The sequence below is a fragment of the Bradyrhizobium sp. USDA 4452 genome (assembly GCF_054063575.1).
Map to the genome: position 1 here is coordinate 6,829,985 of NZ_JBSSGK010000001.1, position 14,918 is coordinate 6,844,902.

Consider the following 14,918-nt stretch of genomic DNA (forward strand, 5'->3'; position numbering starts at 1 on the left):
GGAACCCGCACGAGTCGGCTGCATGGAACCCGGCGCTGTTGCCAAAATGCTAACGGGTTCGCGGCAAAGTACTCAAAGCGTTGATCAAAATACACCTCAGGCTGAACTCCTTTACCATTTGTTTACCAGGAAGCCCGAAGGTTAACGCTGGCGGCGCATGTAGCGCTTGGCTGCCGGGGCGTGAGCTGTCGCGGATTACCGCTTCGAGGATCGCAACCAGGGAACAGGGGGCCACTCTAATCCCACCGGTCTAGCCGAGACGACACGTGTGCCGGGACCCCGCAGGGTTTGCGGGCGCAAACATGTGACGAGCTCGTGCAATGGATGGTGCAGGACGCCTCACCCGGTCGCTGCGATCGCTGGGGCCTCAAGCTGACCTGAGAGCGGCCGCTATTGGAGCGGCGGTGCTGCTGCGCGAGTATGTCGGCGCCCATCTCGCGCGCCGCCGCCGGCGTCCCGCCGGGCGGCCGCAGGTCATCATCGATCGCGAGCCGCCGAACCGCTACATCCTGCTGCTCGAACGCTATCTGCCGCGCCGCATCGGCCTGGTCGCGACGCTCGCGATCCTGTTCGGCAGCCTGGGCTTCGGCATCGTCAGGGGCGGCCATCTCGAGGAGTTCACCACCGCGCTCAGCGATACCCGCAATGCGCTGGCCAATTCCGCGGGCTTCCGGATCACCACTGTCGGTATCAACGGCCGCAAGCAGCTGAGCCAGGACGAGGTGCTTGCGATCGGCGGCGTCAACGGCCGCTCCTCGCTGCTGTTCCTCGACGCCGATACCGTGCGCGCCAAGCTGAAGGCCAATCCCTGGATCGCCGACGCCACGATCCTGAAACTCTATCCGGGCCGGCTGCAGATCGACATCGTCGAGCGCACCGCCTTCGCATTGTGGCAGCAGAACGGCCGCCTGTCGGTGATCGCCTCCGACGGCGCGGTGCTCGAGCCCTATGTCACGCGCCGCTTCCTCAATCTGCCGCTGGTGGTAGGCAAGGGTGCCGATGTCAGGGCGCAGGACTTCCTGGCACTGCTCGATCGTTACCCGCAGGTGCGTTCGGTGACCAAGGCCGCGATCTTCGTCGGCGAGCGGCGCTGGAACCTGCGCCTCAAGGACGGGCTCGACGTCCGCCTGCCCGAGAACGACGTCGGGAACGCGCTGGCCGCGCTCTCCAAGCTCGACAAGGACGAAAAGCTGTTCTCGCGCGACATCGTCGCCGTCGACATGCGTCTGCCCGATCGGCTGGTCGTGCAACTGTCCGAGGAAGCCGGCAAGGCGCGGGACGAATTGTTCAAGGACAAGAAGTCCAAGAAGAAGCCGGGTGACTCCGCATGACCGGCCTCGACCGCAATCTGACCCCGAAGACCCGGCCGATGCCGAAGCGCACCGCGATGGTGGCTTCGCTCGACATCGGCTCCAGCAAGATCGCCTGCATGATCGCGCGGCTCAAGCCGTCGCCGCCGAACGAGGCGCTGCGCGGCCGCACCCATGCGGTCGAATTGATCGGCTACAGCCAGATCCAGTCGCGCGGCGTCAAGGCCGGCGCAGTGGTCGATCTCGCCGAATGCGAGAAGGCGGTGCGCCATGCCGTGGCGCTGGCCGAGCGCATGGCCAAGGTCCGCGTCGAATCCGTCCTGCTGTCGGTCTCCGGCGGCCGGCTGCATGGCCAGCTGGTTGAAGCCGCGGCCGATATCCACGGCGGCTCGGTGACCGCGGACGATATCAGCCGCGTCACCTCGGCCGGCATGCGCCACGCCGCCGGCGCCGGCCGCACCGTGCTGCACGCGCTGCCGGTCGGTTACGCGCTCGACGGCGTCAAGGGCATCCGCGATCCCAGGGGCATGGTGGCGCGCCAGTTCGGCGTCGACATGAATGTGGTGACGTCGGACGCGACGGTCGCCAAGAACCTGATGCTGGTGGTCGAGCGCTGCCATCTCAACGTCGAAGCCATGGCGTCGAGCCCGTATGTCGCGGGCCTGTCGGTGCTGACTGATGACGAGGCCGATCTCGGCGCCGCCGTCGTCGAGATGGGCGCGGGCTCGACGACGATCGCGACCTACTCCGGCGGCCGCCTCGTGCACGCATCCGGATTTGCGCTCGGCGGGCAACACATCACCATGGATCTTGCGCGCGGCATCGGCGCGTGCATTGCGGATGCCGAGCGAATCAAGACTTTATACGGCACGGTGCTGACCGGCGGTTCGGACTCGCGCGAGCTGATGTCCGTTCCCACTGCAGGCGACGATCGGGACACTCCGCAAATCGTGTCCCGCGCCACGATCGCCAACATCGTCCGGCATCGCGCCGAGGAGATTTTTGAAATGGTCCGTGACCGGCTCGCGGATTCTCCCTTTGCGGCAGAGCCGAGGGCGCGCGTCGTATTGAGCGGCGGCGCCTCGCAGCTCACCGGCACCGTCGAGCTTGCCACCCGTATCCTGAACCGTCAGGTCCGCATCGGCCGCCCGCTCGGCTTCGGCCGGCTGCCGAACGAGGCCAAGGGCGCCTCGTTCTCGGTGCCGACGGGTCTCTTGGTCTATCCGCAATACGCACATCTTGAACATGTCGAACCGCGGCGCACGCGGCAGCTCAGGACAGGGACAGACGGTTACTTCGGAAAGGTCGGACGATGGCTTCGCGAGGGCTTCTGATGACCGCACCCCGGCTCATTGCATTTTCACCAGCTCCTGCGGCCAGCGGCCGGGACGAACCAACGCGCGCATAATCGAGAGAGGCAACCATGGCACTCAATCTGACACCCCCTGACATCAGCGAGCTGAAACCGCGGATCACCGTCTTCGGCGTCGGCGGCGCGGGTGGTAATGCCGTCAACAACATGATCACCGCCGGGTTGCAGGGCGTCGATTTCGTCGTCGCCAACACCGACGCGCAGGCGCTGACCATGTCGAAGGCGCAGCGCATCATCCAGATGGGCACCCAGGTCACCCAGGGGCTCGGCGCCGGATCGCAGCCTGATGTCGGCGCTGCGGCCGCGCAGGAGGTCATGGACGAGCTGCGCGATCACCTGACCGGCGCCAACATGGTGTTCGTTACCGCCGGCATGGGCGGCGGCACCGGCACGGGTGCTGCGCCCGTGATCGCCAAGGCCGCTCGCGAGATGGGGATCCTCACCGTCGGCGTGGTGACGAAGCCGTTCCACTTCGAGGGTCAGCGCCGCATGCGTACCGCCGAGCACGGCATCTCCGAGCTCCACAAGGTGGTCGACACGCTGCTGATCATCCCGAACCAGAACCTGTTCCGGGTCGCCAACGAGAAGACCACCTTCGCCGACGCGTTCGCGATGGCCGACCAGGTGCTGTACTCGGGCGTCGCCTGCATCACCGACCTGATGGTCAAGGAAGGCCTGATCAACCTCGACTTCGCCGACGTCCGCGCCGTGATGCGGGAAATGGGCAAGGCGATGATGGGCACCGGCGAGGCCACCGGCGAGAAGCGTGCGCTGACCGCCGCCGAAGCTGCGATCGCCAACCCGCTGATCGACGACAGCTCGATGAAGGGTGCCCGCGGCCTGTTGATCTCGATCACGGGCGGCAAGGACCTCACGCTGTTCGAGGTCGACGAAGCGGCAACCCGCATCCGCGAAGAAGTCGATGCCGACGCCAACATCATCGTCGGCGCCACCTTCGACGAATCGCTCGACGGCATCATTCGCGTCTCGGTGGTCGCAACCGGTATCGAGCAGGCCGCGATCGCTTCCCGCGCCCAGGCGCCGGCGCAGCAGTCGGGCGGCTCGCCCGAGAGCCGGCTGGCCGATCTGACCGCCCGCCTGCGTGCCGACAATCAGCGCATGGCCGAGCGTGCCCAGAAGCTCGAGCCGCCGACGGGCGTGACGGTTGCTCCGATTGCCGCTTCCGCCGCACCCCAGCAGCGTCCGGCCGTCGAGCGCGCAGCGCTCGCGGCAATCGCTGCCGCGGTCGCCCCGGACAGCGCACCGGCGCAGGCGCCGATGCAGCCGGCCTCCTACGGTGACGTCACCGTGCGGCCGATCGCCCAGAAGCCGACGTTGTTCCCGGACCACGAGGCGGCCCGCGCCGAGCAGCACGAGCCGATGCCGCCCGAGACCTTCATCCCGCAGGCGGCGGAGCGGTCGCCGGTCCGTGCCCCGCGGATGCCGAAGTTCGAGGATCTGCCGATGCCGGCACAGGCGGAGATCCGCCAGGCCAGCGGCGACGGCGAGGCAGAGCACCCGCAGAAGACCCGGCTGTCGCTGCTGCAGCGGCTGGCCAATGTCGGCCTCGGGCGCCGCGACGAAGAGACCGAGCCGCCGATCGCGGCCCGTGCCTCGGGTCCGGCGATGCCGACGATGCCGCCGCTGCCCGAGCGCAAGCCGGCCCGCAGCGTTGCCCAGCAGATATCGGCGAACGAATCGCCGGTATCTGAGTATGCGAAGCGCCCGGCGCCGCAGGGACTGGACGCCCATGGCCGCCAGGCGCCTGTTGCCCCGGCGCCACAGGGTGACGACCATCTTGATATCCCGGCCTTCCTACGCCGGCAGGCAAACTGAAGTTTGTTACAACTTTGACGACGAACAAGGCCCCGGCGGGGAACCGCCGGGGCCTCTTTCTTTTCGCGGGCAGGGGCTGCGCCTCGCAAACAAGCAACTGATTTTAAATGATTAATTATTCTTTCGGTGATCAGATGACCGCTCGCCGAGGCCGTTTTCGCTGCTGCAATTTGGTTAACCTTGGGCGCGAATGCGGCAGAGGTGGGGTAACAATCGGTAAACAAGCGTGAGTTGGCGCGGTTTAGGGCAATCACTATGGTCTGCCGGGACTTGGGGAGCTCAAGCGAGTCGGCCTTGGGGAAGTTTGGCCACTTGAATTGAGTGAAGTCGGGTAGTGGGCATTATCGAATGAAGTTCAGCCGTCAGACAACGCTTCGGTCGCAAGCCACCGTGACTGGCGTAGGCGTTCATTCCGGTCTTCCTGTTAGTCTCACGCTGGGACCTGCACCTGTTGATGCGGGTTTTATTTTTGTCCGCACCGGTCTCGACGGTGCCGACCGCGAAATTACCGCCACCGCCGACGCCGTTATCGCAACTGAGTTTGCGACGGTGCTGGGTGACCGTGAAGGGCCGCTGGTTTCGACCGCGGAGCATGTTCTCGCCGCGCTGCGCGGCATGGGCGTCGACAACGCCACGATCGAGGTCGACGGAGCCGAAGTTCCGATCATGGACGGTAGCGCTGCGGCGTTCGTCGCGGCCATCGACCAGGCCGGCATAGTGACCCAGCCCGCGGTCCGCCGCTTTATCCAGGTGCTGAAGCCGGTGCAGGTCAAGATCGGCGATGCGATGGGCGAGCTGCGTCCGTTCGCCGGCGGGTTCCGGGCCGAAGTCGAAATCAATTTCGCCAACAAGGTGATCGGTCATCAGACCTACGCCTTCGATCTGTCGCCGGAAGGCTTCCGCCGCGAAATCGCGCGAGCCCGTACCTTCGGCTGCATGAATGACGTGGCGCGGCTGTGGGGCGCTGGCTTCGCGCTTGGCGCCTCCTTCGACAACACGGTGGTGTTCGACGAGGCCCGTCTGCTCAACGCCGAGGGCCTGCGCTACGCCGACGAGTGCGCTCGCCACAAGGTGCTCGACGTGATTGGCGATCTCGCGCTGGCCGGCCTGCCGCTGCTCGGCAGCTACCGTTCGGTCCGTGGCGGCCACAAGCTCAACAACGCAGTGCTGAAGGCGCTGCTCGCCGACCGCGGCGCCTGGCGCGTGGTCGAATCGGAGACCGCCCGGCGCCCGGTCCGCGGCCATGTCGAAGCCGGTGCCAGCGCGGTGGGGGGCCTCGTCGCCCCGGCCTACGGTCCGGACGTGTCCTGATCGCCGCAGGCGGTCAGCCCGATTTCCGTAATAGCCACAGCAGGCTGTAAGCTTCCCTGGGTCGCCTTATTCCCGGCGGATTGGCTCCCTATTCGGTTGGTCGACGGTCATTTTTCGGTTAAAGAGGCCCGCGGCTGCCTTGGTACGGGCGCCAACGGCGCGAGAGATCGAGAGATATTGCATCCATGATTGCGGTTCATGGGTGGAGTGGGGTCGCCGTTAACCGCATCAAAGGCGTCAGGTTTTACAATCCATGTCGGCAATGCGTATGGCGCTCGAACAACGCAATTCTTCTGACGTCTCCGGCCTGACCAAGGCCGTGCGCACGCTGCGTTTCGCCGCGGGCCTGATCGTGCTGGCATTGCCGCTCTCGGGCTGCGGCACCGGCGCGCTGTGGGACAAGTTCATGGCCAAGGACGATACCTTCGTCGATGAGCCCGCGGACAAGCTCTACAATGAGGGCTTGTACATGATGAACGAGAAGAAGGATCTGAAGGCCGCTTCGAAGAAGTTCGAGGAAGTCGACCGTCAGCATCCCTATTCGGACTGGGCGCGCAAGTCGCTCCTGATGTCGGCCTATTCGTATTACCAGGCGGGCGACTACGATAGTTGCATCGGGTCGGCCACCCGCTACGTCACGCTGCATCCCGGCAGCCCGGACGCCGCTTACGCCCAATACCTGATCGCGGCATCGCATTTCGACCAGATCCCGGACATCTCGCGCGACCAGAGCCGCACCGAGAAGGCGATCGCAGCGCTCGAAGAGGTGGTGCGCAAATATCCGACCTCGGAATACGCCACCCAGGCCAAGGTCAAGATTCAGGCTGCGCGCGACCAGCTCGCCGGCAAGGAAATGGCGGTCGGGCGCTATTACATCGAGAAGCGCGACTTCACCGCCGCGATCAACCGCTTCAAGACCGTGGTCACGCAGTACCAGACCACCCGCCACGTCGAAGAGGCGCTCTACCGGCTCACCGAGGCCTATATGGCGATCGGCATCGCCGGCGAGGCGCAGACCGCCGCCGCGGTGCTTGGCCACAATTTTCCGGACAGCCGCTGGTACAAGGACGCGTATAATCTAGTAAAGTCCGGCGGTCTCGAGCCGAGCGAGAATCAGGGATCCTGGATCAGCAGGACCTTCAAGAAGATAGGTCTCGGCTAGGAATTGTCCTCGCATGCTGGCCCGTCTGTCGATCCGTGACATCGTCCTGATCGAACGGCTCGATATCGAATTTTCCCGTGGTCTGGCGGTGCTGACCGGCGAAACCGGTGCCGGCAAATCCATCCTGCTCGATGCCTTTGCGCTGGCGCTCGGCGGCCGCGGCGATGCCGGACTGGTGCGCCATGGCGCCGAGCAGGGCCAGGTCACCGCCACGTTCGATGTCCCCAAGGGGCACCCGGCCGCAAAAATCCTCGCCGAAAACGGCCTCGACGACACCGGTGAGATGATCCTGCGCCGCGTGCAACTCGCCGACGGCCGCACCCGCGCCTTCATTAACGACCAGGCGATCAGCGTGCAGACCCTGAAGGCGGTCGGCGCGGTCCTGGTCGAGATCCACGGCCAGCACGATGAGCGTGCTCTGGTCGACGCCTCCACCCATCGCCAGCTGCTCGACGCCTTCGCCGGACACGAGAAGGACGTCGCGGCGCTGGAGGCGCTGTGGGAGATCAGGCGGACCGCGAGCACCGCGCTCGAAGAACATCGCGCAGGCATGGAGCGCGCCGCGCGCGAGGCCGACTATCTGCGCCATGCCTCGCAGGAGCTGAAGACGCTGGCGCCGAAGGAGGGCGAGGAGACCGAGCTCGCCAACCGCCGCACCACCATGATGCAGGGCGAGAAGGTCGCGACCGATCTGCGCGAGGCGCAGGAGGCGATCGGCGGCTCGCATTCGCCGGTGTCGGCCCTGTCGGCTGCGGTACGGCGGCTGGAGCGGCGCGCCGCCAATGCACCCAGCCTGATCGAGCCGGCCGTGAAGGCGATCGATGTCGCGATCAACGCGCTGGAAGAGGCAGACCAGCATCTCCACGCGGCGCTGGCGGCGACCGATTTCGATCCGGCCGAGCTCGAGCGAATCGAGGAGCGGCTGTTCGCGCTGCGCGCCGCCTCGCGCAAATATTCGACGCCGGTCGATCTGCTGGCGGCGCTGGCGGCGCAATATGCCGGTGACGTCGCGCTGATCGATGCCGGCGCCGATCAGCTGAAGAAGCTGGAAGCGGCCGCCGCTGAGGCCGACAAGCGCTATGCTGCCGCGGCGGCAAAGCTGTCGGCAGCGCGCACCAAGGCGGCCGAGAAGCTCAACAAGGCCGTCAATGCCGAACTCGCGCCGCTCAAGCTCGAGCGTGCGAAATTCATGACCCAGGTCGAGCCCAATGCCGCCGCGCCGGGACCGCAGGGCATCGACCGCGTCGAGTTTTGGGTCCAGACCAATCCGGGCACCAAGCCGGGGCCGATGATGAAGGTCGCCTCCGGCGGCGAGTTGTCGCGCTTCCTCCTGGCGCTGAAGGTGGTGCTGGCCGATCGCGGCTCGGCGCCCACCTTGGTGTTCGACGAAATCGACACTGGCGTCGGCGGCGCCGTGGCGGACGCGATCGGCTCGCGGCTGGCGCGTCTCGCCGGCAAGGTCCAGGTGATGGCGGTGACGCATGCGCCGCAGGTCGCAGCCCGGGCCAGCCAGCATCTTTTGATCTCCAAGGATGCGCTCGACAAGGGCAAGCGGGTCGCCACCCGCGTCAACGCGCTCGCCGCCGACCACCGCCGCGAGGAGATCGCGCGCATGCTGGCCGGCGCCGAGATCACCGCGGAGGCGAGGGCTGCGGCGGAACGGCTGCTCAGGGCGGCGAGTTAGTTGTTCACTGTCATTCCGGGGCGATGCGAAGCATCGAACCCGGAATCTCGAGATTCCGGGTTCATCGCTGCGCGATGCCCCGGAATGATGACCTCAGATACAGATCGACTCGTACAAGTCATTCCACTGCGGGTTGGTCGCTTCGATCAGCTCGATTTTCCAGGCCCGCTTCCACTTCTTCAGCTCTTTCTCACGCGTTATGGCTGAGATCGGATCATCGTAGATTTCGAACCATACGAGCTGCGTGATGTTGCATTTGGATGTGAAGCTTGGGACGGCCTTCACTCGATGTTCGTAGATCCGCCGCACGAGATCGTTGGTGATCCCAACATAGATTGCCCCGTCTCGTCGACTTGCTAGAATGTACACATAGTACGACATGAGCCTCATTTCCCACACTGTCATTCCGGGTTCGGCCCTGACGGACCGCCCTGGAATGACGGAAAACTATAGCGCCCCCGTCGCATGGCCAAAGCAGCAATAAAGAAAACACCCCCCGACGTCGACAAGCTCACCAAGGCCCAGGCCAAGGTCGAGTTGATGCGCCTTGCGCTCGAGCTCGAAGGCCACGACAAGCGCTACTACCAGGACGACGCACCCAGCGTCACCGATGCCGAATACGATGCGCTGCGGCAGCGCTACAACACGATCGAGAAGCGCTTCCCCGAATTCGTCACCGCGGAATCGCCGTCGCAGAAGGTCGGCGCCGCGCCGTCAGGGCGCTTCAAGAAGGTCCGCCATTCCGTCCCGATGCTGTCGCTCGACAATGCATTTGCGGAAGCCGACGTAGTCGACTTCGTCGGACGCATCACGCGCTTTCTCAAGCTGCCGGATGACAGGATCGATTTCTCGGCCGAGCCGAAGATCGATGGCCTCTCGATGTCGCTGCGCTACGAGGGCGGCGAACTCGTTACCGCAGCGACGCGCGGCGACGGCGCCGAAGGCGAGGACGTCACCGCGAACATCCGCACGCTGGAGGATGTGCCGCAGAAGCTCAAGGGCCGCAACGTGCCCGAGATTTGTGAGGTGCGCGGCGAGGTCTACATGACCAAGAAAGCCTTCCTCGCGCTGAACGAGCGGCAGAAAGCCGCCGGGGACACCATCTTCGCCAATCCGCGCAATTCGGCGGCCGGCTCGCTGCGGCAGAAGGATCCCGGCATCACCGCCTCGCGGCCGCTCGGCTTCTTTGCCTACGCCTGGGGCGAGATGAGCGCGATGCCGGAGGATACGCAGACCGGCATGATCCGCTGGTTCGAGCGCTGCGGCTTCAAGACCAATCCGCTGACCAAGCTGTGCCACTCGGTCGAGGAATTGATCGCGTTCCACCGCAAGATCGAGGAGCAGCGCGCCGAGCTCGACTACGACATCGACGGCGTCGTCTACAAGGTCGATCGCATCGACTGGCAGGAGCGGCTCGGCTTCGTGTCGCGCACGCCGCGCTGGGCGATCGCGCACAAATTCCCGGCCGAGCGCGCCATGACCGTGTTGCGCGACATCGAGATCCAGGTCGGACGCACCGGCTCGTTCACGCCGGTTGGCAAGCTCGAGCCGGTCGGCGTCGGCGGCGTGATCGTGCAGAACGTCACGCTGCACAATGAGGACTACATCAAGGGCATCGGCAACAAAGGCGAGGTGCTGCGCGAGGGGCGCGACATCAGGATCGGCGACACCGTTGTGATCCAGCGCGCCGGCGACGTGATCCCGCAGGTCGTCGACGTCGTGATCGACAAGCGGCCGAAGAGCGCGAAGGAATTCCACTTCCCGAAGAAGTGCCCGTGCCCGCTGCACACCGACGTGGTGCGCGAGGAGACCGCGACCGGCGAGGAGGGCTCGCGGCTGCGCTGCAGCGGCGAGTTCGCCTGTCCGTTCCAGAAGGTCGAGCACCTGATTCTGTTCGTGTCGCGCCGTGCCTTCGACATCGACGGCCTCGGCGTCAAGCAGCTGCAATATTTCTTCGACCAGGGTTGGGTCAGGGAGCCCGCCGACATCTTCACGCTGCCGAAGCGCAACGCCAAGCTGAAGCTCGAGGAGATCGAAGGCTATGGCGAGACATCGGTGCGCAACCTGTTCGCCGCGATCGACAGCCGCCGCAAGATCGGGCTGGAGCGCTTCATCTACGCGCTCGGCATGCGCCATGTCGGCGAGACCACCGCGCTGGCGCTGGCGCGCGGCTACGGCTCATGGAACGCGTTCCACGACGCCTGCCTCAGGGTCGCCAAGGGCGACGAGGAGGCGATCGCGGAGATGGATGCGCTCGACCAGATCGGCGACACCGTGATCAAGAGCATCGCTGACTATTTCGGCGAGAGCCACAACCGTGGCATCGTCGAGCGGCTGACCGGGGAGCTCGACGAGATCGTCGACGCCGAGAAGCCGAAGAGCAATTCGGTGGTGGCCGGCAAGACCGTGGTGTTCACCGGCTCGCTCGAAAAGATGACCCGCGACGAGGCCAAGGCAACCGCCGAGCGGTTAGGGGCCAAGGCTGCGGGCTCGGTGTCGAAGAAGACCGACTATGTCGTCGCCGGGCCGGGCGCCGGCTCGAAGCTCGCTGAGGCGCAGAAGCACGGCGTGCAGGTGCTGACCGAGGACGAGTGGCTGAAGCTGATCGGGGAGTAGGCGCGGCCGTGCCGCATTCTCCACTGTCGTCCTCCGCGAAAGCGGGGACCAGGATTCCAGAGGCAGTTATTGTTGAGCCGATAGGTCGCGGCGTACTGGATCCCCCGCATGCGCGGGGGATGACGACAGGAGAGTGGAGCGCAGCGCTCCTCACGCCATACGCCTCACATCATCCCTTGTTCATCCTCTTCGGCCTGCGCGATCAGCTCTTCGCTCACCACCAAGTTCCGCCGCGGCACCACGAAGATCATGGTGCAGGCGCAGGCGATCGAGATCGCGAAGAGAGCCGATGTCAGCGGCAGCGTCGTGGTCGAGTGGCCGCCGAGATAGGCACCGAATTGCGAGATCAGCGCGCCGATGCCCTGCTGCAGGAAGCCCATGGCGCCGGACGCGGTGCCGGCGGCCTCGGGGCGGATGCTGATGGCACCTGCGGCGGAGTTGGCCATCACGAAGGCATTGGCGACCATCACGATCATCTGGGTTCCGAACAGCCAGAGCGGCGCCTGGTTTGCTCCAGTGAAACTCCAGATCAGGTTCAAGAGACTGCCGCCGACCTGCAGCGCGAGGCCGAACCAGATCAGTTTCTCCAGCGAGTGCCGCGGCGCGAACCGCACGCACAACAGATTGCCGACGAAGTAGCCGAACCCGGTCATCGCGAACCACGCGCCGTATTCGGCGCTGCTGCGACCCATCTGGGTGACGACGATATAGGGACCGCCGCCGGCGAAGGCGAAGATGATCTGCGACGCCAGCACCTGGCACAGCAGGTAGCCGACGAAGGCGCGGCTGCGCATCAGCTTGCCGAGGTCGCCGCGGAAGCTGGAGCTGTCGGCGCGGTCGCGGCGGGTTTCGGGTAGCGCCAGCGCGATGAAGATCGTCACGGCCAGCGACGCCGCGGTGATGAAATAGAGGATCGCGCGCCAGCCGAATGTGGTCTCCAAAAGGCCGCCGGTGAGCGGGCTCACCATTTGCGCGATCATCAGCGCGGCGACGACGAGGCTGATCATGGCGCCGACCCGCTCGCGCGGGTAGAGATCGCGGATGATGGCGCGGCTAATCACCATGCCGCTGGCGCCGCCAAGCGCCTGGAAGAAGCGCGCGGCGATCAGCTGCGGCAGGGTCTCGGCGAACACGGAGCCGATGCCGGCCACCACCATCAGGCCGAGGCCCGACAGCAGCACCGGGCGGCGGCCGAATTTGTCGGACAGCGGCCCCATGATCAGCTGCGACAGCGCGATGCCGACCATGTAGAGCGACACGGTCATCTGCGCGATGGAAATGTCGCGGCCGAACGTGGTCGCCAGCACCGGCAGCGCCGGGACCAGCATGTAGAGCGAGATCGGCGCGACGCCCGTCATCACGACGAGCATCAGCAGCATGACCTTCGATGTCGCGATGTTATTTGTAGCCGCGCCTGGCGGCTTGCCCATCACGCCGTGCATTCAGGTCTGATCCAGCATTGTGCAATGACTGTAGCGTGCCCGTTCGCGCGGAATACGCGTGTTTCGGCATACGCCCATGCATTCGGGCGACGTTTCGCCTCACGCAACAACAATCACCGCTGTCCTCCTCCGCGAAAGCGGGGGACCCAGTATTCCAGAGACAGACGTGTTTGAACCGATGGGCGCCGGCGTACTGGATCCCCCGCTTTCGCGGAGGATGACACCGAGTGCGGCGGTGACCCCGATTGTGCGGATGCTTGCGCGGCGCTACGTCAGCGTCGCCGTCGCCTCGTCGAGCCACAGCTTGGTGGCGTTGTCGTCGAGATGCGGGCGCACCACGCGCGCGACGCGGGCGTGGTAGTCGTTGAGCCAGCTCAATTCGCCGTCGCTCAGCAGGCCGACCTCGATCAGGCGGCGGTCGATCGGCGCCAGGGTCAGGGTCTCGAATGCGTTGACCGGCTTCTCGGCGCCGGCAATGTCGGTGCCGATCACGAGCTCGAGGTTCTCGATCCTTATGCCGTAGGCGTCGGTCTTGTAGTAGCCCGGCTCGTTGGACAGGATCATGCCGCGCTTCAGCGGCGTGGTGCCGAGCTTGGAAATCCGCGCCGGGCCCTCATGGACGCTGAGATAGCTGCCGACGCCGTGGCCGGTGCCGTGTTCGAAATCGATCCCGGCCTGCCAGAGATATTGCCGCGCGAAGCTGTCGAGCTGCGCGCCGGTGGTGCCGTCGGGGAAGATCGCGCGGGCGATCGCGATATGGCCGCGCAGCACGCGGGTGAAGCGGTCGCGCATCTCGTCGGTCGGCTTGCCGATCGCGATGGTGCGGGTGACGTCGGTGGTGCCGTCCTCATATTGCGCGCCGGAATCGATCAGCAGGAGGTCGCCGGGCGCGATGCGGCGGTTGCTCTTGCGCGTCACGCGATAATGCACGATGGCGCCGTTGGGCCCGGTGCCGGCGATGGTCGGGAATGAGACGTCCTTCAGCGCGCCGGTCTGGCGGCGGAAGGTCTCCAAAGCCTCGACGGTGTCGATCTCGGTGAGGTGGCCGGAGGGCGCCTCGCGGTCGATCCAGGCGAGGAAGCGCGTCAGCGCCACCGCGTCGCGCCGATGCGCCGTCCGCGTGCCGTCGATCTCGGTGAGGTTCTTGACCGCCTTCAGCAGGCTGACCGGATCGTTGCCGCGCACCGGCTTGCCGCCAGCGCCGGAGATCAGGCGGCTCAACGCGTCGGCCGCGGTCGCGCTGTCGAGTGCGATCGAGGCGCCGCGTTTGGCGAGCTCGGTCAGTTTTGGCGTCAGCGCGGCCGGCTCCTCGACATCGGCGGACTGTTCGAGATGGTCGCGGGTCGCATTGGACAGCTTGCGGTGATCGATGAACACCAGCGGCCGGCCTTCCTTCGGCACCAGCGCGTAGGACAGCGGCAGCGGCGTGTGCGAGACGTCGGCGCCGCGGATGTTGAAGGTCCAGGCCACCGCGTGGCTGTCGGAGAGCACCAGCGCATCGACTCCGAGCTTGCTGATCTCGAGCCGGATGCGCTTCAGCTTCTCGGCCTCGATCTCACCGGAAAACTGCGTGCCGTGGATCGCAACCGGGCCGAGCGGCGGGGCCGGCCGTTCGTGCCAGACCGTATCGATCGGGTTGCCGTCGACGGCGATCAGCTCGGCGCCGGCCTTGGCGCAGGCCGCGGCCAGCCGTTCGGCTGCCGCAGAAGTGTGCAGCCAGGGGTCAAATCCTAGGCGGTCGCCGGCCGCCAGGTGCCGGGTCAGCCAGTGCTCCGGTGGCGGCTCGACCAGCGGCTCGACCTGCCAGGCCTTGCGATCGACCTGCTTGCCGGCCTGCAGCGTGTAGCGCCCGTCGACGAACAGGGCGGCTTCCTTGCTCAGCACGACCGCGAGCCCGGCCGATCCGGTGAAGCCGGTCAGCCAGGCGAGCCGCTCCTCGGACGCCGCAACATACTCATTCTGCTGCTGATCGGCACGCGGAACCACAAACCCGGTCAGCTTGCGCCGCGCCAGTTCCTCGCGCAGCGCGCTCAAGCGTGCGGTCAGCGCCACGCCGCCTTCGGGCTCTTCGAACGTTTGGAAATGGGCTTCGAACATCGCCGTCGCACTCTCTTCGGATGCAGCATGAGCTTGTTGCCAACGCACGCAAGGCATGACCACATTTTTGGCATTACTTGTGCTTGAA

At 65.8% G+C, this 14,918-nt stretch carries 10 protein-coding genes and 1 pseudogene; 8 read left to right on the forward strand and 3 right to left on the reverse strand.

Translation table 11 applies throughout. The annotated features are described in order from the left end of the window. Nucleotides 1-111: 111 nt before the first annotated feature. From ACVISU_RS31940 to recN, 7 genes and pseudogenes are all read left to right on the forward strand, one after another. Nucleotides 112-381 (forward strand): annotated as a pseudogene (locus ACVISU_RS31940) (hypothetical protein); the annotation flags it as partial. Further along, on the forward strand, nucleotides 321-1,331 hold the full coding sequence (locus ACVISU_RS31945) for a cell division protein FtsQ/DivIB (protein WP_050401729.1): 1,011 nt from the start codon (nucleotides 321-323) through the stop codon (nucleotides 1,329-1,331). The pseudogene ACVISU_RS31940 and the gene ACVISU_RS31945, both read left to right, overlap by 61 nt. Then, nucleotides 1,328-2,644, forward strand: a complete 1,317-nt coding sequence (gene ftsA / locus ACVISU_RS31950) for a cell division protein FtsA (RefSeq protein ID WP_050401730.1) — start codon at nucleotides 1,328-1,330, stop codon at nucleotides 2,642-2,644. Before ACVISU_RS31945 ends, ftsA begins: the two co-directional genes overlap by 4 nt. 89 nt (nucleotides 2,645-2,733) lie before the next feature. Further along, nucleotides 2,734-4,518, forward strand: coding sequence for a cell division protein FtsZ (ftsZ, locus tag ACVISU_RS31955; protein WP_456709578.1), 1,785 nt, complete (start codon nucleotides 2,734-2,736; stop codon nucleotides 4,516-4,518). 348 nt (nucleotides 4,519-4,866) lie between these two features. Further along, the gene (gene lpxC, locus ACVISU_RS31960; protein ID WP_456709579.1) at nucleotides 4,867-5,829 is read left to right on the forward strand and encodes a UDP-3-O-acyl-N-acetylglucosamine deacetylase; all 963 of its coding nucleotides are present in this window, start codon (nucleotides 4,867-4,869) and stop codon (nucleotides 5,827-5,829) included. Nucleotides 5,830-6,082: 253 nt separating this feature from the next. Beyond that, nucleotides 6,083-6,991, forward strand: a complete 909-nt coding sequence (locus ACVISU_RS31965; RefSeq protein ID WP_050401940.1) for an outer membrane protein assembly factor BamD — start codon at nucleotides 6,083-6,085, stop codon at nucleotides 6,989-6,991. A gap of 13 nt (nucleotides 6,992-7,004) precedes the next feature. Next, a complete protein-coding gene (recN, locus tag ACVISU_RS31970) occupies nucleotides 7,005-8,675 on the forward strand; it encodes a DNA repair protein RecN (protein ID WP_050401939.1) in 1,671 nt (556 codons plus the stop codon). Between the two features lie 93 nt (nucleotides 8,676-8,768). Here the strand turns inward: recN and ACVISU_RS31975 are convergent, their stop codons facing one another. Continuing rightward, complete coding sequence (locus tag ACVISU_RS31975) at nucleotides 8,769-9,056, reverse strand: GIY-YIG nuclease family protein (RefSeq protein ID WP_050401954.1); 288 nt, start codon at nucleotides 9,054-9,056, stop codon at nucleotides 8,769-8,771. A gap of 84 nt (nucleotides 9,057-9,140) precedes the next feature. Between ACVISU_RS31975 and ligA the strand changes: the two genes are divergently transcribed. After that, nucleotides 9,141-11,291, forward strand: a complete 2,151-nt coding sequence (gene ligA / locus ACVISU_RS31980) for an NAD-dependent DNA ligase LigA (protein WP_456709580.1) — start codon at nucleotides 9,141-9,143, stop codon at nucleotides 11,289-11,291. Between the two features lie 164 nt (nucleotides 11,292-11,455). Here the strand turns inward: ligA and ACVISU_RS31985 are convergent, their stop codons facing one another. After that, nucleotides 11,456-12,733, reverse strand: a complete 1,278-nt coding sequence (locus tag ACVISU_RS31985) for a multidrug effflux MFS transporter (protein ID WP_456709581.1) — start codon at nucleotides 12,731-12,733, stop codon at nucleotides 11,456-11,458. Between the two features lie 267 nt (nucleotides 12,734-13,000). Next, nucleotides 13,001-14,830, reverse strand: coding sequence for an aminopeptidase P family protein (locus tag ACVISU_RS31990; RefSeq protein ID WP_456709582.1), 1,830 nt, complete (start codon nucleotides 14,828-14,830; stop codon nucleotides 13,001-13,003). Between the last annotated feature and the right edge of the window lie 88 nt (nucleotides 14,831-14,918).

Coding starts and splice junctions, on each gene's coding strand:
- ACVISU_RS31945 (WP_050401729.1), top strand. CDS start 321: ATGGATGGTGCAGGACGCCTCACCCGGTCGCTGCGATCGCTGGGGCCT.
- ftsA (WP_050401730.1), top strand. CDS start 1,328: ATGACCGGCCTCGACCGCAATCTGACCCCGAAGACCCGGCCGATGCCG.
- ftsZ (WP_456709578.1), top strand. CDS start 2,734: ATGGCACTCAATCTGACACCCCCTGACATCAGCGAGCTGAAACCGCGG.
- lpxC (WP_456709579.1), top strand. CDS start 4,867: ATGAAGTTCAGCCGTCAGACAACGCTTCGGTCGCAAGCCACCGTGACT.
- ACVISU_RS31965 (WP_050401940.1), top strand. CDS start 6,083: ATGTCGGCAATGCGTATGGCGCTCGAACAACGCAATTCTTCTGACGTC.
- recN (WP_050401939.1), top strand. CDS start 7,005: ATGCTGGCCCGTCTGTCGATCCGTGACATCGTCCTGATCGAACGGCTC.
- ACVISU_RS31975 (WP_050401954.1), bottom strand. CDS start 9,056: ATGTCGTACTATGTGTACATTCTAGCAAGTCGACGAGACGGGGCAATC.
- ligA (WP_456709580.1), top strand. CDS start 9,141: ATGGCCAAAGCAGCAATAAAGAAAACACCCCCCGACGTCGACAAGCTC.
- ACVISU_RS31985 (WP_456709581.1), bottom strand. CDS start 12,733: ATGCACGGCGTGATGGGCAAGCCGCCAGGCGCGGCTACAAATAACATC.
- ACVISU_RS31990 (WP_456709582.1), bottom strand. CDS start 14,830: ATGTTCGAAGCCCATTTCCAAACGTTCGAAGAGCCCGAAGGCGGCGTG.